General features: G+C 66.6%; 19 protein-coding genes and 1 pseudogene. 13 read left to right on the top strand and 7 right to left on the bottom strand.

Annotation, left to right across the window (positions count from 1 at the left end):
- The first annotated feature begins 113 nt into the window (after window positions 1–113).
- The 4 genes from ABD188_RS05675 (at window position 114) to ABD188_RS05660 (ending at window position 2,754) form a co-directional block, all read left to right on the top strand.
- Window positions 114–908: a hypothetical protein gene (locus ABD188_RS05675; protein WP_344059369.1), complete on the top strand. Its 795-nt coding sequence runs from the start codon at window positions 114–116 to the stop codon at window positions 906–908.
- Between the two features lie 64 nt (window positions 909–972).
- The gene (locus tag ABD188_RS05670) at window positions 973–1,407 is read left to right on the top strand and encodes an SRPBCC family protein (protein WP_344059367.1); all 435 of its coding nucleotides are present in this window, start codon (window positions 973–975) and stop codon (window positions 1,405–1,407) included.
- Window positions 1,408–1,613: 206 nt separating this feature from the next.
- The gene (locus ABD188_RS05665; RefSeq protein ID WP_344059365.1) at window positions 1,614–2,330 is read left to right on the top strand and encodes a ZIP family metal transporter; all 717 of its coding nucleotides are present in this window, start codon (window positions 1,614–1,616) and stop codon (window positions 2,328–2,330) included.
- A gap of 109 nt (window positions 2,331–2,439) precedes the next feature.
- Entirely contained in the window at window positions 2,440–2,754 is a 315-nt protein-coding gene (locus ABD188_RS05660) for a substrate-binding domain-containing protein (RefSeq protein ID WP_344059363.1), read from the top strand.
- A 397-nt stretch (window positions 2,755–3,151) separates the two neighbouring features.
- On the opposite strand, the gene ABD188_RS20250 is transcribed toward ABD188_RS05660, so the two are convergent.
- Window positions 3,152–3,478: a hypothetical protein gene (locus ABD188_RS20250; protein ID WP_486348058.1), complete on the bottom strand. Its 327-nt coding sequence runs from the start codon at window positions 3,476–3,478 to the stop codon at window positions 3,152–3,154.
- Between the two features lie 306 nt (window positions 3,479–3,784).
- Here ABD188_RS20250 and ABD188_RS05650 point away from each other — a divergent pair, with 306 nt between their 5' ends.
- Together ABD188_RS05650 and ABD188_RS05645 are read left to right on the top strand one after the other, a co-directional pair.
- Entirely contained in the window at window positions 3,785–4,543 is a 759-nt protein-coding gene (locus ABD188_RS05650; protein WP_344059359.1) for an ABC transporter ATP-binding protein, read from the top strand.
- Window positions 4,544–4,594: 51 nt separating this feature from the next.
- Window positions 4,595–5,368, top strand: coding sequence for an ABC transporter permease subunit (locus ABD188_RS05645; protein ID WP_344059356.1), 774 nt, complete (start codon window positions 4,595–4,597; stop codon window positions 5,366–5,368).
- Window positions 5,369–5,436: 68 nt separating this feature from the next.
- On the opposite strand, the gene ABD188_RS05640 is transcribed toward ABD188_RS05645, so the two are convergent.
- From ABD188_RS05640 to ABD188_RS05625, 4 genes are read right to left on the bottom strand one after another with little or no spacing between them, the layout of a single operon-like run.
- The gene (locus tag ABD188_RS05640) at window positions 5,437–8,613 is read right to left on the bottom strand and encodes an ATP-binding protein (protein ID WP_344059354.1); all 3,177 of its coding nucleotides are present in this window, start codon (window positions 8,611–8,613) and stop codon (window positions 5,437–5,439) included.
- 57 nt (window positions 8,614–8,670) lie between these two features.
- Window positions 8,671–9,162 carry an ester cyclase gene (locus ABD188_RS05635; RefSeq protein ID WP_344059352.1) on the bottom strand — a complete coding sequence of 164 codons (492 nt, stop codon included), beginning with the start codon at window positions 9,160–9,162 and terminating at the stop codon, window positions 8,671–8,673.
- A complete protein-coding gene (locus tag ABD188_RS05630) occupies window positions 9,159–10,025 on the bottom strand; it encodes a PhzF family phenazine biosynthesis protein (RefSeq protein WP_344059350.1) in 867 nt (288 codons plus the stop codon). Before ABD188_RS05630 ends, ABD188_RS05635 begins: the two co-directional genes overlap by 4 nt.
- A complete protein-coding gene (locus ABD188_RS05625) occupies window positions 10,022–10,831 on the bottom strand; it encodes a CPBP family intramembrane glutamic endopeptidase (protein ID WP_344059348.1) in 810 nt (269 codons plus the stop codon). The genes ABD188_RS05630 and ABD188_RS05625 overlap by 4 nt, the downstream gene beginning before the upstream one ends.
- 554 nt (window positions 10,832–11,385) lie before the next feature.
- On the opposite strand from ABD188_RS05625, the gene ABD188_RS05620 reads away from it, so the two are divergent.
- The 7 genes and pseudogenes from ABD188_RS05620 (at window position 11,386) to ABD188_RS05595 (ending at window position 18,461) form a co-directional block, all read left to right on the top strand.
- On the top strand, window positions 11,386–11,667 hold the full coding sequence (locus ABD188_RS05620) for a metal-sensitive transcriptional regulator (RefSeq protein ID WP_344059346.1): 282 nt from the start codon (window positions 11,386–11,388) through the stop codon (window positions 11,665–11,667).
- Between the two features lie 37 nt (window positions 11,668–11,704).
- Window positions 11,705–12,031 (top strand): heavy-metal-associated domain-containing protein, encoded by a 327-nt coding sequence (locus tag ABD188_RS05615; protein WP_344059344.1) that lies wholly within the window; start codon window positions 11,705–11,707, stop codon window positions 12,029–12,031.
- Window positions 12,028–14,298: a heavy metal translocating P-type ATPase gene (locus ABD188_RS05610; RefSeq protein ID WP_344059342.1), complete on the top strand. Its 2,271-nt coding sequence runs from the start codon at window positions 12,028–12,030 to the stop codon at window positions 14,296–14,298. The genes ABD188_RS05615 and ABD188_RS05610 overlap by 4 nt, the downstream gene beginning before the upstream one ends.
- 91 nt (window positions 14,299–14,389) lie before the next feature.
- Window positions 14,390–14,815, top strand: a complete 426-nt coding sequence (locus tag ABD188_RS05605; RefSeq protein ID WP_344059340.1) for a DUF6153 family protein — start codon at window positions 14,390–14,392, stop codon at window positions 14,813–14,815.
- A 91-nt stretch (window positions 14,816–14,906) separates the two neighbouring features.
- Window positions 14,907–15,491, top strand: coding sequence for a DUF305 domain-containing protein (locus ABD188_RS05600; protein ID WP_344059338.1), 585 nt, complete (start codon window positions 14,907–14,909; stop codon window positions 15,489–15,491).
- Between the two features lie 96 nt (window positions 15,492–15,587).
- A pseudogene (locus ABD188_RS20210) lies at window positions 15,588–15,737 on the top strand (heavy-metal-associated domain-containing protein); the annotation flags it as partial.
- Between the two features lie 204 nt (window positions 15,738–15,941).
- The gene (locus tag ABD188_RS05595; protein WP_425561369.1) at window positions 15,942–18,461 is read left to right on the top strand and encodes a heavy metal translocating P-type ATPase; all 2,520 of its coding nucleotides are present in this window, start codon (window positions 15,942–15,944) and stop codon (window positions 18,459–18,461) included.
- Window positions 18,462–18,636: 175 nt separating this feature from the next.
- On the opposite strand, the gene ABD188_RS05590 is transcribed toward ABD188_RS05595, so the two are convergent.
- Window positions 18,637–19,266 carry a DUF4386 domain-containing protein gene (locus ABD188_RS05590; protein WP_344059335.1) on the bottom strand — a complete coding sequence of 210 codons (630 nt, stop codon included), beginning with the start codon at window positions 19,264–19,266 and terminating at the stop codon, window positions 18,637–18,639.
- 46 nt (window positions 19,267–19,312) lie between these two features.
- Complete coding sequence (locus tag ABD188_RS05585) at window positions 19,313–20,323, bottom strand: alpha/beta fold hydrolase (protein WP_344059333.1); 1,011 nt, start codon at window positions 20,321–20,323, stop codon at window positions 19,313–19,315.
- Between the last annotated feature and the right edge of the window lie 14 nt (window positions 20,324–20,337).

Genomic DNA, 20,337 nt, shown 5'->3' with positions numbered 1-20,337 from the left:
CGATAGTCGTCCGCAAGGGTATCCAGAGCCTCTGCCTCGTCGAGGTCGCCATCCCTGACTCCCGCCTGAACGGGCTTCGATCGCGACGCCTGCCCGGGTGTACTGTCCTGGCCATGACACGAACGACGACCATCGGCGTGGTGTTCGGGCGCGCCGCGGCGCTATGCGCGACCGTGTTGGCGATCGGGCTGACCGTCACGGCGTGCAGCGGCGCAGGCGACGGGGACGACGTTTCTCTGAACACCCCCACCGCGTCAAGCGGACTGCCTCAGGGGGCCGACACCGTGACGATCGACCCGGCGAAATTCTCCACCGCCATCGACAACCCCTACTTCCCGATGAATCCAGGCGATGTCCGCACCTATCGGGAGACGGATGATGAGGGCAAGAACGCCACCGTCGTCGTAACGGTCACCGACAAGACGAAGGTGATCGACGGCGTGACCACTCGCGAAGTGCATGACGTGCTCACCGATGGGGGCGAGGTGGTCGAGGACACGCTCGATTGGTATGCGCAAGACGACCAGGGCAACATCTGGTACTTCGGCGAGGCGACCACGGAATATGACCCGGACGGCAAGACGTCAACCGAGGGTTCCTGGCAGTCCGGCGTCGATGGCGGACAGCCTGGCATCGTGGTTCTCGCGAACCCTGAACCTGGCAGTGAGTACCGCGAGGAGTATCTCGCCGGACATGCCGAGGACAATGCCCGCGTGCTCAGCATCGACGAGCTGGCCGAGGTGCCCTTCGGAAGCTTCGATCACCTGCTGATGACCCGCAACACCACCCCGCTCGAGCCAGACGTTCTCGAGTACAAGTGGTACGCAAAGGGAGTCGGGCCGATTCGCGAGGAAAGCGTGTCCGGCGGCTCCGACAAGACCGTCCTCCTCAGCTATCAGAAGGGATGACCGCAGCGAAGGTCGTGGCGAGGCACCTGACCACCGCGGAGCTGCCGGGCGTACCATCGCGCTCATGTCATCGTCCTCGAACTCACTTGTCGTCACCCGCCCTGTCGAGGACGTGTTCGCCTTCTTCACAGACCCAAGCAACGACAAGCGCTGGCGTGCGCACGTCGTCTCAATTGCCGCTCACGAGCCGGTCACCGTCGGCAGCCGCGTTCATCAGTCGGTCGCGGGCCCGAGCGGTCGCCCGATTGCGGCTGACATCGTAGTAACGGCCTTCGAGCCCCCGACACGCTACGGGTTCAAGGTGGTCGCGGGCCCGGTGCGCCCTGTCGGCGACTTCCGCTTCATCGCGGTCGGCGACAGCGCCACTCGCGTGGACTTCGTGCTCTCAGCCGAGCTGACCGGGCTCAAGAAGCTACTGATGGGCCGCGCGGTGCAGCACTCGATGGACGCGGAGGTGGCTGGATTGGCCCGCGCAAAGGGCATTCTGGAGTCGGCCTAGGGCCGCCCCCAAGTACGTGCACCGCCCCAAATAGGGGCAAACCGGGGGGTGCCTCATTGAAGCGTGCTCTGCGCCGCCCGGAGCGGATTTCTGATCCGCACGTGATCTGCCTAGGGTGAGGCAGACCTAACAAGAGGGGTGTCCGAGTGTCGTTCGGAGCTGTGCTACTGCTGGGGATCGTCGCAGGCGCGACCATTCTGCTTGGGATGCCGATCGGAAGGCTGCGGTCGCCCTCGGTGGGCCTGCGTGTGGTACTCAGTGCTGGCGCTGTCGGGGTCCTGCTATTCCTGGTGTGGGATGTGCTCTCGGCGGCATGGGAGCCGATAGACGCGTTGCTCGCCGACGGATCAAACCCTGCCCTGCTGCTGGTGAATGGGCTGTTGTTTGTAGTGGGAATCGGAGTCGGGCTTCTGTCGATTCCCCTGTTTCAGCGGCTGGCACAGCGATCGCAGGACCCGAGTGAGCTGGCTCCGCGACGACTTGCGGTGCTTATCGCCATCGGAATCGGCCTGCACAACATGGCTGAGGGGCTCGCAATCGGTCAGTCGGCGGCCACCGGTCAGATCGCGTTGGCGATCGTGCTGGTCGTGGGATTCGCGCTGCACAACGCGACAGAAGGTTTCGGCATCGTGGCGCCGCTGGCCGGAGATGAGCGTCGTCCATCGTGGGGCTTCCTGCTGCTTCTCGCCTTGATCGGCGGCGGTCCCACCTTCGTTGGCACGATGATCGGCTGGACCTTCGTCAACGAACAACTCAGCATCCTCTTCCTGTCCCTGGCCGCCGGGTCGATCATCTACGTCGTGATCCAACTTCTCGGCGTTGTCTCGCGGGCGCGCCGGAGTCAACTCGTCGGCTACGGCGTGTTCATCGGACTGATGGCTGGCTTCCTCACCGACGGCATCCTGGTCGCAGCCGGGGCGTGACGGTCGCTCAGGACGATGCTGCTGTGCACGTCCGCGAGACCCGTGATGCGGCACCGACGATGGGCCGAACGGATTCCGTCTGCACGGAAGACGCGCCCCACACACACCGATGCCCCCAGCCAACCCGGTGGACGGTGCGTGGACGGCCGCGTTCTGCGCCAATGACGCCATCGCGCTGGGATTCCAGCACGCGATGTACGAGCGGGGCCTTAGCGCCGGAGTCGACTACTCGATCGTCGCGATCGACGACATGCCGGATGCCGCACACTTCCAGCCACCGCTAACCACGGTGGCGCTCGACCACCTCGAGCTCGGGCGATCTGCGTTCCGGATGATTCTCGAGCATCTGCGCCGGTCCCCCGCCGCCAACACCGTGATCGGACCCGCCTTGGTGCGTCGGGAGTCCGCGGTCCCGCCAGGCTGATCGATTTGCCCGAATGAGACACCGGCCCACGTCAGAGTCGACGAGCGGGCGCAATCGACCGAGCGTCACTGACGTGGCCAGCGGAACTTGTCCGAACCGACATGACCGCGCGTCCTGGCCTGTACAGCCGGGTAGTTGTCGCCCGACGACGCCTTGAGCGCGGAGTGGATGATGGGCTCATCGACAATCTGAGCCGGTTCGGCCCGGTCCGCGATGCGATTGTGGGATGTGGCGGAATCCCCACTTACCGTGGGCGACTTACCCACGGTAAGGAGGCCCCGGACCCGCGGAATCACGCGGAATCACGACACCCCAACGGCGTCGTGGGTAAAAGGAGGCACGCGACACGCCGCATAACCTTCGTCGACCGCTACTGCGATTCATTCTTACCCACGCGTTACTCACGCGCGGGTATGCCCGCTCTCGATCCTGGTCTGGGCACGATGTCGATAATCCACAGTTCCCGACGGTAAGAGCGAGCGACCTTGCGGGTGAGGTTGTCGCCCATCCCCCAGGCCAAGCACGCGCCGAGGATCGCGAGCGTTGGCCAGATCCGGGCGAAGTCCGCCTGCCCTGGCCAGGACAGCACCACCGCGCCGGCGACGATCGCCGCCATGCCGCGAGCGACCCGGCGGTCGACGATCTCCTTGAAGACGAACCACGCCAGCAGTGCGGCCGCGATGCCTTCCGCGTTCAGCAGCAGAGAAGCGCCGGATGCTGGCATCCCAACCAGTCCGAACATCAGCAGCACCGGCCCGACGACGCCGCCGAAGCCCCTGCCAATGGCAGCAACTCGCGACGCACGAGACGCACCTGCTGCCGTCGGCGGACCAGCCGGTAGACGCCTAGCCCGAGGTGAGGAGCGGCGGCCGAGTCCGCGTGATACATCTCTGCCGCAAGGAGGGGACGGCGTCTTGTGGTGGGAATGGTTCCCGCCAACCGGACTCAACGCGGACCCAACGCGCACGCAATCACCTCGGATCACTCTGGTCACGTCCACAACCATCAAAGCTTTCGGAGGACTGCTCCCATGATCGAAGTACGCAATCTGACCAAGCGCTACAAGGACGTCACGGCCGTCGATGACCTGACGTTCACCGTCCGTCCTGGCATCGTGACCGGCTTCGTCGGGCCGAACGGTGCGGGCAAGTCCACGACCATGCGCGCAATCGCGGGGCTCGACGTGCCGACATCCGGGGCTGTCCGTGTGAACGGGAAGGCCCTGGTTGACACGAAGTCCGCGATGAGCGAGCTCGGCGTCGTCCTCGACGCCGGACTCGCGCACCCGGGACGCTCCGCTCGCAACCACCTGCGTGCCCTTGCCGCGACGAACGGGATTCCCGAGGCGCGCATCGATGAGGTCGCGCGTCTCACCGGGATATCCGACGTGGCACACCGGCGCGCCGGCACCTTCTCCCTGGGCATGGCTCAGCGACTGGGCATCGCCGCCGCGCTACTCGGCGACCCGCTGACGCTCGTCCTCGATGAGCCGATCAACGGCCTGGACCCAGACGGCATCATCTGGCTGCGGGGGCTGATGCGGTCGCTCGCGGATGAGGGCCGCACGGTCTTCGTGTCGTCTCACCTGATGGGTGAACTGGGGCTCATCGCCGATCGAATAATCGTCATCGGCAAAGGGCGACTGCTAGCGGACGGGCCCGTCGAGGCCATCCTCAAATCCTCTTCGAGCGAATCCCTGGAAGCGGCGTATATCTCCCTAACCGGAGGTTCGACGCAGTACCGGTCCGGGGCGCCCGCAACGCAACCGTCTCTCGAGAAGGGGAAGTAGAACATGTCCGTCCACGCACTCGCTCCTGTACGCACAAGCCTTCCGCATGTGATGCGGTCGGAACGCATCAAACTGCTGTCGCTTCGTTCCACCCGCTGGGCACTCCTGCTCAGCGTGTTGATCACCCTCACCATGAGCGCGCTCATGTCAGTCGGCCTGGCCTTCGCGCCGCCCGAGGAGGGCATGGACGTTGATGCGCTGATCCTCGCCACCTACGGCGAGCGCCCAGCGCTGGGGGCAATGGGACAGGCGTTTCTGACCGCCCAGATCCTCACCGCCGTCCTGGGCACGCTGATCGTGAGCACCGACCGCAGCTCGGGCACCCTGCGCACCGCCGTGACGGCAGTCCCCCGACGCACACTGATCGTCGCCGCGAAGCTGATCACGAGCGCAACGGCAGCGATCGCGGTGGCAGTGGTCATCGGCGTCGCAACCTATGCGATCGCAACGCCGGCCTTCGCGGCGACTGCCGATCCGGCCCCGTTCTTCATCCCCGAAACGATCGCGACCTTGCTGGGTGGTTCGTTCGGAATCGCTGTGACCGCCCTGCTCTCTTCGGCGCTGGCGTTCTTCTTCCGGAGCACCGCCGCGGCGCTAGGCGTCGTTCTGGTAACACTTTTCATCCTTCCCAGCATCATTCAGCTGGTGCCGATCGTCGGGTCGCCCATAGCGAGTCTGCTGCCTCCGTCGTTCATCAACGGGCTGGTCGTGTCGGCCCTCGGCTCGGACTGGCCGCGAATGGCCATTTCGTTCGGCGGAGCCGCGGCCTGGGCCGCGGTCGCATCGCTCGCCGCGAACTGGCGATTCCGGCGGACCGACATCTGAGGGACCTCATGGCGAGCCGCCACCGTTCGCTGCGTGTGGCGGCTTGCTGTCCCTCACGAGCGGATAGATCAGCCCGGCAAGCGAGCCGCCAGCCCAGCGGCGCGTCGTTGCAGGGCATCGATCGTCAAGCCTGCGTAGGGACCAGGGCGCTGACGGGCCCGCTCGATAGCGTCCAACGCCCCCGCCACGTTCCCCGCCGCAGCCCGGACGTCAGCAAGCAGAAGAAGCACGACTCCACCGGTTCCGAGGCGCCCCCCATCCGTCACCTCCGTTAGGAAACCGTCGATCGCGGCCTCTGCATCGGCGGGATCGGCGCCGTCGAACGTCGACGCCCACCAGGTGTACGCCGTCGCCAGCCGCTCCAGCCAGGTGAATCCGTAACGGCCCGACGTGGTCAGCGCATCGGCGATCCGCTCCCGATGAAGCGCCGACGGGGTCGCGGACAGGTAAACCAAACTCGACACCCCGAGCATCCGTGAAACCGCCCGTACGAACGGCCGCCCGTCATCGTCAGCGAGTGAGATGGCCGCATCCGCGGCGGCCTCATACGCGTCCGCATCATCGTGCAGGGCGTGCCAGTAGGACTCGACAAGCAGGAGCATGACGTGGAGATTCTCGCTATAGGCGGTAAGGCTCTCCGGCGTTGCTGTCTCGATGTACGCGCGGGCTGCGCGAAGCCGATCCGCCGCACCGCTGCGGTCATCGACGTCCAGTCGTTCGAAGACCGCCATCAGCTGCACGGCGCCTCGCGCGGCGTTGCCCGGCCCCTCGACGCCCGTACCGGCATCGCCCGTTCGGGTCCCGCGCACATCGTCCGTTTCCGCTCTATCCAGCGCCTCGAGCAGCTTCCTCGCGGCGCGTCCATAGTTCTCTGCGTCATCACGGTCCAGGAGGAAGAAGAAGAAGGACCACCACAGGCGGGCCGTGTCGTCCCGGAGCGAGTCGGCCTCTGTGATCGCCATCGATCGATCAAGGACGTTGCGGACGTCTGGGTCGCCCCACCCACGTCCGATCGAGATGAGCTGCAGCAGCCGAAGTAGGACCGTCAGCTCCCCGTGCGGATCGGTCGGCGTCGCGGTCTGGACGATGGAGAGCGCACGCCTCAGATGCGACTCCGCGCGCTCGTGGGCGTACAGCCCGGCCGCCGCGTCGGCGGCTTCGAGGAGGAACGGCACGGCACGGACCCCCACCAGTTCCCGCGCGGCCCAGTAGTGCTCGGCGATGGTGTCCGGTGCGACGGATGGGTCGCCGACGAGACTGTCGGCGGCGCGGGCATGGAGTTCGGCCGACTCCCGTGCCGGCAGGCGCTCGAGCACCACCTCCTGCACGATCGCGTGGACGAAACGTCGGGCGCCTTCGCGATCAGGTGAGTCCTCGAGCAGTCCGTGATCATGCGCGTCGTCGAATGCGTCGAGGGCCGCCTCCAGGCTCAGGCTCGCGACCGCGCCCGCTGTGCGGAGGGTGAACTCGCGCCCGACCACCGCAGCCGCGTCGACCAGCTGTTGAGACTCAGGTGCCAGGTCGCTCAGTCGCTTCGCGATCAGGTGTCGAATTCCGGCCGGGATGCTGGCGGTGCGCGGATTGGTCAGCCATTCGGAATCGTTCGCCACACCGGTCAGCTGCCGCACGAAAAGAGGGTTGCCCCCCGTCCGCGCGACGAGAGCATCGATCACGTCATCTGCGAGCTCAGCGGCATCCGTGCCCGCCGCATAGGCGGCCAGCTCAGCCAGGGCGTCGCGCCCCAGACCGGTCAGCGGCGCCGCGTGGACGCCTTCGTCGCGATACAGCGTCGCCAGCGTGTCATCCAGCGCTTTGGTGCGGTCGCTCGGCAGGCTCCGGTGCGAGATCGCGAGCAGGATCCGCTGCGGGGCAAGAGTCGGCGCCAGATAGGAGATGAGCTCGAGGCTCGGCAGGTCAGCCCAGTGGACGTCGTCGATGGAGATGACCATCGGCTGGACTCTGCTGACTCTGTGCAGGAACTCCCGCACCGCCTCATAGATCGCGAATCGCATGGACTGAGGATCGGCCGCGGCCGGCGGAGGTGCCCCGCCCGTTCGCATTGCGACGGAAGCGGACAGCGTCGCGGCATGGCGCGCTGGACCAGCGCTGGCAGCAGTGAGTTCCTCGTCCCCCAGCGTCGCGGCGATCGAGTCGATGATCTGCGACCAGGGCCAGAATGGCGGGGCTCCGGCGGCGGACGGCACTCGGCTCATGTGCACGGCCAAGCCTCGTGATCGACCACGTGCCGACAGCCACTCCAGGACGGTGGACTTGCCGATTCCAGGCTCGCCGGCGATCACGATCAGCCCTCCCCTTCCGCGGGAGCGCAACGACTCGACGTGTTCTCCCAGGGCCGCCAGCTCACGTTCGCGACCGATGATGAGTCTCCCGCGCCCCTGCTCGACAGCCCCCACCATCGACGGCAGTCCTGAAGTCGCGCGAGGTGTCGCCGTCTGCTGAGAGGTCGGGACTGGCGCGAGCTGCTCCAGAATGTCCTGCCGAAGACGATCAAGTCGCGGCGACGGGTCGATGCCGAGTTCGTCTTGCAGGAGCGATCGGAACCGGCGATGAACCTCCAGCGCCTCAGCCGTTCGTCCGGAACGGTAGAGCGCCGTCATGAGCATCGCCCGCGGCTCCTCGCGCAACGGGTGATCGACGATCAGCGCTTCGAGCCCCGGAATCGCATCGTCGTGGCGTCCCACCGCGATCAGGGCGGCGAATCGGCCCTCGATCGCGCCCTGGTGGGCCTCGATGAGTTTCGAGATCGTGCCCTGAGCCGCTTGATGATCGGCGATCTCAGGGATCGGGTCGCCATTCCATTCGCGCGTCGCATCGTCGAAGTCGTGGAGCGCGCCCTCGGCGTCTCCGCTGCGCAGGCGCTCTCGGGCACGCTCGACGAGCCGCTCCATGCGCATGGCATCGATCGCATCAGGTTGCACGTCCAGTGCGTATCCGGCGCCGCGCGCAATGAGCAGATCCGCCATGCCGTGCGTGCCTAGCGCCTGGCGGAGGTTCGATATATAGGAGCGAAGCGTGACAGTCGCTTGCGGGGGCGGCTCGCCATCCCACAGCTGATCTATCAGCCGCTCGGACGAGACAGCTCGCCCTGTGTTCAGGAGAAGCAGGATGAGCAGCGCCCGTTGGCGTCGGGCGGGGATCGGAATCTCCACGCCGTCCACTGTCGCCGTCAACGGACCGAGGATGGTGAATCGCGCGGCCTCGCGCCCGTCGGATGCACCCTTCACTCGTCTCTCCCCCGGTGATCGCGGTGGATGGCCGTCACGGGCGCCATGGTACGCGCTTCACTCCTCCCGCCAGCGCTCGAGCGCGTCGAGTTGGCAGACAAGCCCCTGGGTGTCCGACTGGATCCAGTACTCGGCGATCCGGTCTTGTTCGACCCGGTACACAGCGGATGCCACATCGATCAACGGTCGCCCGGTTCCCGATGATCCGTCGACGCGCCGGATGTGATGACCGCGTTGAACCCACCGCACGAACACCCGATCGTCCTGTGAAAGGATCTCGGTGACCTCGAACCGGAACGGGCCGTACATGCGCAGCAGTTCGCCGATGTGCGCGGCATACTCCTCGGGCGTCCGCACGATGGTGTCCGCCCGGTGAGATGACATCTGGTGAGCGGTCACGCGTGGTGCCAGCACCGCGATCGCGTCGTCCGGATCCCCGGACTGCCGCACCGTCGCGAGGAACCTTGCGACGACCTGACCGGCTGGGGTCATGCCCGGCCATGTCGGGACGATACCGCGGGTGACGACGAAGCCATGAGGATCCATCATCGACCACCGACCCGATCGTCTGCGCCCGCTGATATCACCCGGGCTGTCCCACTGACCCGGACTGATTCCGAGCCCGGGACGATGGAGACAAGCAGCCGGCTCGGCGATCCCATGTCCTGGCCTTGACGGAGCACGACCTCCAGATTCACTGGCGAACCGATCGTTCGGAGGTAGCCGCCGAAGGCTGCGGCCGCCGCGCCGGTCGCGGGATCCTCCCGCACCCCACCCGGCGGGAACGCGTTGCGGACGTCGAACTCGGACCCGCTCCGGGCGGCGAAGACATGCACCGTCGTCCACTGGTGATGCGACATCGACGCTGCGAGGGAGTCGTAGTCGTAGTCGAAATCGGACAACGTGGCCCGATCTCGCAGACCGACGATCATGTGATGGTTGCCGGCGAATCCGACATGAGCCGGATAGCGGTCGTCGAGTACGTCTCGTTGCCATCCGAAGGCGTCGAGAGTCTCACCGAGCTCGTTCTCCGTCGCGGGCCGCGACGACGCCGGCGGCGATGTAAGCGTCGCCCAGAGCTCACCGTCGTGTCGTTGCGTCGCGACTTCGACCAATCCCGCCGGAGAGTCGAACCGGAGGGGACCAGGGCCGTGGCTCTCGGTGATCGCGATTGCGGTCGCGATGGTCGCATGCCCGCAGAAGGCGACCTCGGCGAGTGGACTGAAGAAGCGCAGGCGCAGAGATCCATCCTCCTGCGGGAAGGCGAAAGCGGTCTCGGAGTAGCCGATGGCTCCGGCGATCGCGAGCATCTCCGCTTCGACCATTCCTCCAGCGTCGAGGACGACGCCGGCAGGGTTCCCGCCGACCGACCCATCGGTGAACGCTGCGTAGCGCAGAATGTCCGGACTCATCGTGCCCGACCCGGCGTGTGCGCACGGTGCCGGCGAGCGACATAGATGATCGCCGCGACGACTCCGATCGTTATGACGACCCCGATCCGAATCCCGTCATTGCCGGGTGTCACGAGACCGCCTGCGGTGTTGAACGAAGCATGCACCATAGCGACCGCGAGGATGCTGCCACCGGCGGCTGTGTAGAGGACCCCGATCGCAAGCCTGAGGCCGATGGCGGACGACACGAGAATCAGCAGTTGCAGTGCGCCATCCCCCCATGTAGCGATGCCGAAGAGCGCAAGTGGGAGGTGCACGGCGGCGAACAGCAGAGCCGTCACGATGCTTCCCATGACGACTCCGCGAACCGCCATGGCAGATCCCTGGAAGTAGCCCGTCCACGCCATCTCTTCCCAGATGTTGACGACGATCAGGCTCATCAGCAGTTCGATGGCCAAGCCCAGGAGACGGCGAGGGTCGATCGGCATTGCGACGCCGACGAACGACGCGACTGACCAGACCGCAACCGGGATGCCGAGCACCGAGGGGATCAGGATCCACGTCGGATGGGGCAGCCTAACAATGCCGCGTAGGAGGGCTCGGGCGCCCATGCCCGGTGTCCGATGGCTGAAGACGAGTGCCGGGACGACCAGGCCGAGGCCAAGAGTCGCGAGGATGAACGGCTCAAGGGGGAGGCCGAGGAGTGGCGGCACCGACAGCAGGAGCCAGCCACTCGCAACAGCGATCGCGCCGAAGAGCATCAGATACCTCGGCGGAACGATTGTGGACGGTGATGATGGAGGGGCGGAGTTTCTTGTGATCGACATGGGCCCAGGGTCGCTCCTTCCCCTTGCGGCTCGGTTGGGGCGCAGTTGTGCGACGGTGACGACCCTCGTCCCGAAGGAGCTTCGCTTCCGATTCACAGCAGAAGTGGATGGGGCTTCGCCGACCCACAGCTGCCCTTATCTACGGGCGTTCCTCCAGTGCTTTTGCTAGCTGGCGGAACTCGTCAGGGGTGAGTTCGCCGCGAGCGAGACGCTCCTCAGCAATCTGGCGAGCTGAGTTCGCCTGCGCCGGAGGCAGCTTGCCGTCGCGCGCTGATGCGCCAACGGCGAAGGCCCGGTCACAGGCCCCGATGAAACGACCGGACATCCGGATCTACGAGCCCACCGCACGCCCGCCGAGGTCATCGACGACGGTGCTCATCGTCTGAGATCAGGGATCTCGACCCTCCGGCGGAATTCTGCTCCGTGCGGTCGAGCGATCGCAGGGTCTTTGGTCCCACCAACCTCCCGCGCGGACGACCGCGGCAGCCCAGAGGCCAGCCGAGTCTGACGAACCCGACCGGGTGCGCGTACCGTAGGGGGGTATAGTATGTGCTATGAACGGATACACCGACCACAAAGACGACCTGCTGAAGCGGCTCAGCCGCGCTGAAGGTCAGGTGCGAGGCATCGCACGTATGGTCGAGAACGACAAGTACTGCATCGACATCCTCACTCAGGTCTCGGCAGCGACCAGCGCGCTCGAAACGGTGGCGTTGTCGCTGCTGGCCGATCACTTGTCCCACTGCGTTGCTGAGGCGACCGCCGAGGGCGGCGCCGTCGCCGCGGAGAAGATCCGAGAAGCCAACGAGGCGATCGCCCGCCTGGTCCGTTCCTGACCCTCGAACCCCCTGATCGAAAGGACACCCGACCACCATGACCACGAACGAGCGCATCAACCTCCCCCTCACGGACTCCGCCGCAGGTTGCAGCTGCTGCGCCACAGCCGCCGTGCCGGACACGCAGACCGCCGCGCCGACGATCACGGAGGAAGTGCTGGTGGATGGGATGACCTGCTCACACTGCGTCATGAGCGTGCGGGAGGAGATCGCTGCGATCGACGGCGTCGACAATGTATTGGTCGAGTTGAACCCGGGCGGCACGTCGCGGGTCACGATCCACAGCGCGGCGCCGATCGATGTCGCGCGGGTCCGGGCCGCAGTGGAGGAGGCGGGGTACGCCCTCGCCGGCATCCCAGCATGAGCACCGTGGATGTGCAGCTCGAGATCTCCGGGATGACCTGCGCGTCCTGCGCCACCCGGATCGAGCGCAAGCTCAACAAGCTGCCGGGCGTGGAGGCGACGGTCAACTACGCGACCGAGAAAGCTCGCGTGCGCACCGACGGGGTTGAGACTGCGGAGCTGATCGCCGCCGTCGAGTCCGCCGGCTACGGCGCGGCGCTTCCGGTGCCGATTTTCGACGAGCCCACATCCACAACACCCGCTGAGGACCCGGAGTTGGTGTTACTGCGCCGGCGGCTGCTGATCACCACCGCCCTGGCGGTGCCGGTCGCGTTGATGTCGATGATCCCGGCGCTGCAGTTCCCGAACTGGCAATGGCTGGCGCTGGCGCTGACAGCCCCCGTCGCGGTGTGGGGTGCGTGGCCGTTCCACCGTGCCGCGTTCGTGAACGCCCGGCACGGTGCCGCGACGATGGACACCCTGATCAGCCTCGGCGTGATCGCCTCATTCGGCTGGTCACTGTACGCACTGTTCTTCGGCATGGCCGGGATGCCGGGCATGCACATGACTTTCACCCTGTTCAGCACCCCTGAGTCGGGAAGCGGGGAGATCTACCTCGAAGTCACGGCCCTGGTCACGGTGTTCATCCTCGCTGGCCGGTACGCGGAGGCGCGGGCGAAGAAGTCGTCTTCGGAAGCGCTCCATGCACTTCTGCACTTGGGGGCGAAAGACGCCACCCGCCTCGTCGACGGGCTCGAGCAGCACGTCCCAGTCGCACAGCTTGCCGTCGGCGACCGAGTGCTGGTGCGCCCCGGAGAGAAGATCCCCTCCGACGGACTCATAGTTGATGGGGCATCCGCGATCGATGCCAGCATGCTCACCGGCGAATCCATCCCCGTAGAGGTCACCACCGGATCGCGAGTGGTCGGCGCAACCCTGAACGTCGGCGGTCGACTCATCGTCGAGATCACACGGGTCGGCGCCGACACCGAACTCGCGCGCATGCAACGACTGATGGACGAAGCCCAAACGGGAAAGGCTCGCGTGCAGCGGCTCGCCGACCGGGTCTCGGCGATCTTCGTCCCGGTCGTGATCCTGCTCGCGATCATTGCGTTCGTCGGATGGTTGCTTGTCGGCGGCTCGCTTGACGTTGCGTTCACTGCGGCGGTCGCGACGTTGATCATCGCCTGCCCGTGCGCGCTCGGCCTCGCCACACCGACCGCGCTGCTGGTCGGCACCGGCCGCGGTTCGCAGCTGGGGATCCTCATCCGCGGCCCGCAGGTGCTGGAGCAGACACGGCTGGTCGACACCATCGTGCTCGACAAGACCGGCACCATCACCCGCGGCACCATGACCGTCACCACCGTGAGACCGGCCCCCGGCATCACCGAGGACGAGCTGCTGCGGATCGCCGCCAGTGCCGAGTGGGGGTCCGAGCACCCGGTGGCCCGCGCGATCGTCGCCGCCGCCGATAGCGTCCCGCCCGTCGCCGAGGCGTTCGCTTCCCACGCCGGGTTCGGCGTTCAGGCCATCGTCGACGGATCGTTCGTGGTCGCCGGACGCCCGCTGTGGGTCGAAGACCAGTGGGGCGTGCACCTACCGATCCAGAGTCGCAGCGAAGCCGAGACAGTCGAAGCGGCGGGCGCCACCGTGATCGCGGTCGCCCGCGACGGCGAATTCCTGGGAACCATCGCCGTCTCGGACACCGTCAAACCGACGAGCGCGGAAGCGATCGCACGCTTCCGTGCGCTCGGGCTCCGCCCGGTGCTACTCACCGGCGATAACGAGGGAGCGGGGCAGCACATCGCCGCGATCGTCGGAATCGACGAGGTCCTCGCCGGTGTGACCCCTGCCGGAAAGCTTGACGTGATCCGAGAACTGCAGTCTGCCGGCCGGGTTGTCGCGATGGTCGGTGACGGCGTCAACGACGCCGCCGCGCTCGCCGCGGCAGACCTCGGGGTCGCGATGGGCGGAGGAACGGACGCGGCGATCGCAGCCAGCGACGTGACCATCGCCTCCGGCGACCTCCTGGTGGTCGCCGATGCAATCCGGCTGGCCCGCCGCACCCTGGGCACCATCAAGGGCAACCTGTTCTGGGCGTTCGCGTACAACATCGCGGCCATTCCGATCGCGATGCTCGGCCTGCTGAACCCGCTGGTCGCCGCCGCCGCGATGGCGCTGTCATCCGTGTTCGTCGTCACCAACAGTCTTCGGCTGCGCCGCTTTCAGCCCGCATCGCCACCCACCATCGCCGTCGACACCGCCTTGAGGGCGCCGCAGCCCGCCTGAGCACGGGACCAAGAACAGAAGAGTCTGAAGTTGTAATCCGCGCGTCACGCACCAACCGCGTCGACGAATACCCTGGACCGGAAGAGGTGACATGCCGATGATCGCTCTTGCGCAGCATCTGCGCCGCAGCCCCGGCGGGCTGCACCGTTCCGTACTCCTGCTCATCGGTGTCACCGCCGCGATCATCGTCGGGCTGCTCGCGATGCATTCCTTGAACAGCCACACTGCGCACGCGGAACCGATGGCGGTGTTGTCCGTCCATGATACGAATGCCATCGATCACGGCACCGCCCAACCCGCGACGGAGGAGGACTGCAGCGACTGCGGCGGCCACACGAGCATGCTGGCAATGACTTGCGTCCTCGCCCTTCTGGTGGCCTCGCTGTTGCTCCTATTGCCACGACGAGGCATCACCTGGACGGCAGCGCTACGCCGCGCCGGCCCCTCCCCGCTGACGCGAGTGACAACGCTCTCGAAACCACCCTCTCTTCTCGTTCTCTGCATCAGTCGCACGTGACACGCCCTCGCTGACCCCTTGCAGGTCAGCAGACCTTTCGCGCGCGATCACTCGGATCGTGCGCGTCACCCAACGACTGAGGAGAACTCAAATGAAGATCCGTGCCGCGGCAATTGCCGCAATCACGCTGACCGCCCTGATCGCCCTGGCCGGCTGCGCCAACGCCACCAGCAATGGCGGGATGGACGGCGACATGTCCGGAATGGGCGCATCCGCACCGGCTGCCGACGTCAACCAGACCGACATCCAGTTCACGATGATGATGATCCCCCACCACGAGCAGGCCATCGAGATGTCCGACGTGATCCTCGCCAAGGACGACATCGACGAGCAGGTGACCGCCCTCGCCGAGCAGATCAAAGCCGCCCAGGGGCCGGAGATCGAGCAGATGGAGTCGTGGCTCGATGACTGGGGCACCGGAATGGGCGACATGGGCGGGATGGGCGACGGCATGATGTCCGATACCGACATGCAAGCCCTCGCGGATGCCACCGGCGACGAGGCATCCCGTCTGTTCCTCGAGCAGATGATCGAGCACCATCAGGGCGCCATCGACATGGCGCAGAACGAAGTCGACAACGGACAGAACGCCGATGTGATCGCGCTCGCGCAGAACATCATCACCTCGCAGACCGCCGAGATAGCCACCATGGAGGAGATCCTCGCGACCCTCTGACTTGCCGGGGCCGGTCGCAATCCCGGCCGGCCCCGCTCGCGGAGCACGCCGCCATGGACGCTCACTCGCACCGCGGACTCTACGCAGGAGAGAAGCATGAACGCGCATACCCGAACCGTCGTATTGGAAGTTGAGGGCGTCTCCTGGGCGTCATCGAAATCGATCGTGGAATCGACCTTGCTCCGCCGGCCCGGTGTCCTCCTCGTTGAGGCAAACCCGGTTGCCCAGACAGCAAATGTCTCCTACGACCCCCACCTGACATCCCAGGCTCAGCTGCGTCAGTGGATCATCGACTGCGGGTACCACTGCGCTGGGCGATCCGTCCCCGATCACATCTGCGATCCGGCCCACGACCCCCACCAAGAGCAGCCTGTCGGGCACCGTGACACGGCATCCGACGAGACCGCACCGTTACCGCCGACACCGGGTGGTCAACACGATCACAGCGCGATGACCATGCCCGAGGACCCCAGTCACGCGATGCATGCCGCCGAGAAGGTCGCCCACGGAGGCCACGCTGATCATGGCGTGGCCGATCGCACCATGCAGGACGTGATGGGACACGGCGGCAGCCACGCGGGAATGTCGATGGCATCGATGATCCGCGACATGCGCAACAGATTCATCGTCGCCGCGGTCCTCTCGGTGCCGATCATCCTGTGGTCCCCGATCGGCCGTGAGGTGTTCGGCTTCACCGTCCCGGCGCCGTTCGGGCTGCGCGATGACGTGTTCTCGCTGATCCTCTCCCTGCCGGTGATCTTCTACTCGGCCTGGATCTTCTTCGACGGCGCCTGGCGTGCCCTCCGCGCCCGGACCCTGGACATGATGGTGCTGGTCGCCGTCGGTGTCGGCGCCGGCTGGCTCTACAGCGTGGTGATCACCCTCACCGGCGGTGGTGAGGTGTTCTACGAGGCGGCCACCGTGCTCGCCAGCTTCGTGCTGCTGGGCCACTGGGTGGAGATGCGCGCTCGGGGCGGTGCGAACGACGCGATCCGAACCCTGCTGGAGCTCGCCCCACCCCGCGCGGTCGTACTCAGGGGCGGTGAAGCGGTCGAGGTGCCCACCGCCGAGGTCGTGCCTGGCGACCTCATGCTGGTACGCCCTGGGGCGAAGGTCCCCACCGACGGCACCGTCGAGGAGGGCGACTCGGAGATCGACGAGTCGATGGTCACCGGTGAGAGCCTGCCGGTCGCGAAGCGGGTCGGCTCTGAGGTCATCGGTGCCACCGTGAACACCACCGGCACCCTGCGGGTGCGAGCCACCAAAGTCGGCGCCGACACCGCGCTGGCGCAGATCGTCGCCCTCGTGCAGGAGGCGCAGAACTCCAAAGCACCCGGGCAGCGGCTCGCCGACCGGGCCGCGTTCTGGCTGGTGCTGGTCGCGCTGATCGGCGGCACGGTGACCTTCCTCGCCTGGCTCTGGACGGGCGCCTCGGTGTCCACCGCCATCCTGTTCGCCATCACCGTGGTGGTCATCACCTGCCCCGACGCGCTCGGTCTCGCCACCCCCACCGCGATCATGGTCGGCACCGGACTGGGCGCCAAGCGCGGCGTGCTGTTCAAGAACGCCAGCGCCCTCGAGTCCGCCGCGCACATCGACACCGTCGTGCTCGACAAGACCGGAACCCTCACCAAGGGTGAACCGGAAGTCACCGACTACCTGCCGATCGGAATGGACGACATCGAACTGCTCACCCTGGCGGCGGCGGCCGAGCGCGAGTCGGAGCATCCCCTCGCCAAGGCGGTCGTCGCCTACGCGGACGCACGCAACATCCCGCGCCTCACCGCCACCGCGTTCCTCAACGTCACCGGACTCGGAGCAGTCGCGACCGTCGACGGGCGCCGGGTCGTGATGGGCAACGCCCGGCTGATGGCAGATGAGGGAATCGACATCCCCGCCATCTCCGCCGCGCAGAACCAACTCGCCGCCACCGGGCGCACAGCCATCGCGTTCGCCGTCGACGGGCGGGCAGCCGGGGTGATCGCACTCGCGGACGCGCCACGCGACACCGCCGTAGCAGCCATCACCTCACTTCACGAGTCCGGCATCGAAGTCGTGATGCTCACCGGCGACAACGAACCCACCGCTAAACGCATCGCCGCGCTGCTGGGCATCGACACTGTCATCGCCGAAGTCCTCCCCGAGGACAAGTCTGCCAGGATCGCCGACCTGCAACGCGCGGGCAAGAAAGTTGCCATGGTAGGCGACGGGGTGAACGACGCCCCCGCCCTGGCCCAGGCCGACCTCGGCATCGCGATCGGCGCAGGGACTGACGTCGCCATCGAAACGGCAGATGTCGTCCTGATGCGCTCCGACCCGCTCGACGTCCCGGTCGCGCTGCGCATCGGCAAGGGCACCGTACGCAAGATGCGGCAGAACCTGGGCTGGGCCGTCGGATACAACATCGTCGCGTTGCCGATCGCGGCCGGCGTGTTCGTCGCCTCGCTGGGCATCATGCTCAGCCCAGAGATCGCCGCGATCACGATGTCCGGCTCCAGCGTCATCGTGGCCGTCAACGCACTCCTGCTGAGACGACTGCGCCTTCCCGCTCAGGCCCACACCGCAAAAACAGCATCCAGCAATCCCGTGTCAACGTCCCTGCCTGAGCACGGGTCAGCTGCCGCTGGAGGTCAGCGTTCGATGGCGGATGCCGAAGCCGACATCGCAATCAACCCCCTGCGCGACGCCAACCCCGCAGCCACTGCGGCTGCGGCCTTGAACACCAACCCGGTGGATGAGAGCAACCCCCACCATGCACACGAGGAGCATCCGAGGGCACACCACGACGAGCACTCCACGGACGGTACGACCCTCGTCACCGACCCGGTCTGCGGCATGAAGATCGATCCGAAGACGGCCGCCGCAACCCGTGAGCACGACGGAATGACCTTCTACTTCTGCTCACTGGCCTGTGCCGCCACGTTCGACGTCGATCCCCACCGGTACGGTCACCCGCACGCGACACCCTGAACCAGCCCGAGATACCGACACATCCCTTGTGGGATTGAGCGGAGTGGGATTGCAGCCCGAGCCCGATGAGCGCCACCCGCTGGGGTCCGAGTCTGGTGAGCGCCCTGGGCAGGATGATGATGCTGATCAGGAACCCGGCGGCGCGATGTCATGATCATCGATTCTCCCGGACCCGTCAGGGCCACACCGATTCCGACGCCATGACGGTGCGAGTAGGGGCAGGCTGCCTGGTGAATCCTCTGACGATGAGCCAGAACGCGAAGAAGATCTCGAAGAGTCCGCCCGGGACGGCCCCGATGAGGCCTGCGCCCGCGACGCCGGCGAGCTCGGTGAGGCTGCCGACGGCGAATGCCGCGTAGCCGACGAATCCCCAGACCGCAAGAAAGCGGGGGACGAGGCGCGTGCGATAGAGCTGTGCGCAGAAGAACAGGCTCCCAATGCCGAGGCCAGCCATGGCGATGTTGTACGCAGTGAAGTTGACTGCCGCTGATCCGACGAGAAGGGCGATCGCGCCGACCGAGAGGAAGGTGGCTTCGAAGAAACGGGTGGCGAGGTAGATCCGAGCCACCAGCGGCGAGTGGGGGTGGAGGACTGGCACGAGGAGCACTCCTATCGCCACCACGGCGACACTGTTGGCAAGCATCATCGAGACGCCGAGAGTGAGCATGGCACTGTCATCCGCGGCTCCGGTCGCGATGGCGTTGCCGACCCCGTAGAGGACGAACGCGGCGAGTAGAAGTGCTCCCACCGTTCGGGCGATCGTGCGCGTAGTCATTGTCGGGATGCTGTTCTGTGAAGAGTTCATGGCGGGGTTCTTCCTTGTGTGAGGCCGAGTGTCGAGGCGCGTGCTGTCAGGGAGTGACGTGAGCCGAGACGAAGTGGGTGATGATGCGACCCATTTGCGGGGACTGGGTCCAGTGCAGGTAGTGGGCTCCCTCGAGCACCTCGAGCTGGTGGGTGGCGACTCCCGCGAGCTCGGCCTCGTGGTTCGGCAGCCACCACGGCATCCCGTCGACGCTCTCGGCGGAGAGCATCTCCAGGACGGGCAGGTCGGCGGCGAACGGCTGCGCGGCCGCCTTCGTCGAGTTCGCCTGGAGCTGGCTCCACTCGTCCGAGATGGAGGGGTTGCCGTAGTTCCAGTTCGACATCGCTGCCGTCCGTCGGCGTTCTCCAGCGGTGTAGGCGGTGCCAGGAGGCTGAATGAGGTCAGGCACGATCGTGGTGACCACACGGTAGAGGCCGAGTGCGCCGGCGACGCCCTCGGTGATCGAGGGGGTGCCGACCTCGAGCGAGGTGGCGGTGGCCGCCATCGGGTCGATACCGATGACCGCGGCGACCTGGTCCGGGTAGGTGTTCGCGTAGTAGCGGGCGTAGAGACCGCCGACCGAGTGCCCGGCCAGGATGACCGGCTCGTCGACGTGCAGCTTCGCGAGCACGGTGTGCAGTTCGGAGGTGATGTTCTCGATGGAGCGGTTGGCCACGTCGAGGTCGCTGTATCCGTACCCGAAGCCCTCCACGACGATCACGTCGAACGCCTCCAGCTCGCGGACCAGCGGGGCGAAGTCGACTGCTGGCGCCGGGGTGCCGTAGCCGCTGAGCAGCACCATGGTCGGACCCGATCCCCCGTTGCGCCAGACGTTGATGTCCCCGGCGTTGAGCGTGACGGTCTCGCCGTACGGTGTGAGCTGTGCCTTCTCGGATGCGGTCTCAGCCGCGTTCGCGACGGTCGAGACGAAAGCGAGCGCCAGAACGATGGCGAGCCCGACTGCCAGTGCACGTGCGATGCGCCGCCGGCGCGACGGACGCGGCGAGCGGGCGGGTGCGGCGGTCTCGGGGCGAGTGGGGGTGGCGGTCGTAGCCATGGTGTGCTCCTTCG

This window comes from Microbacterium pumilum, from assembly GCF_039530225.1.
Taxonomy (GTDB): Bacteria; Actinomycetota; Actinomycetes; order Actinomycetales; family Microbacteriaceae; genus Microbacterium; species Microbacterium pumilum.
The sequence above is the reverse complement of the archived record's forward strand: the minus strand, read 5'-3'. Positions and strand labels throughout refer to the sequence as shown.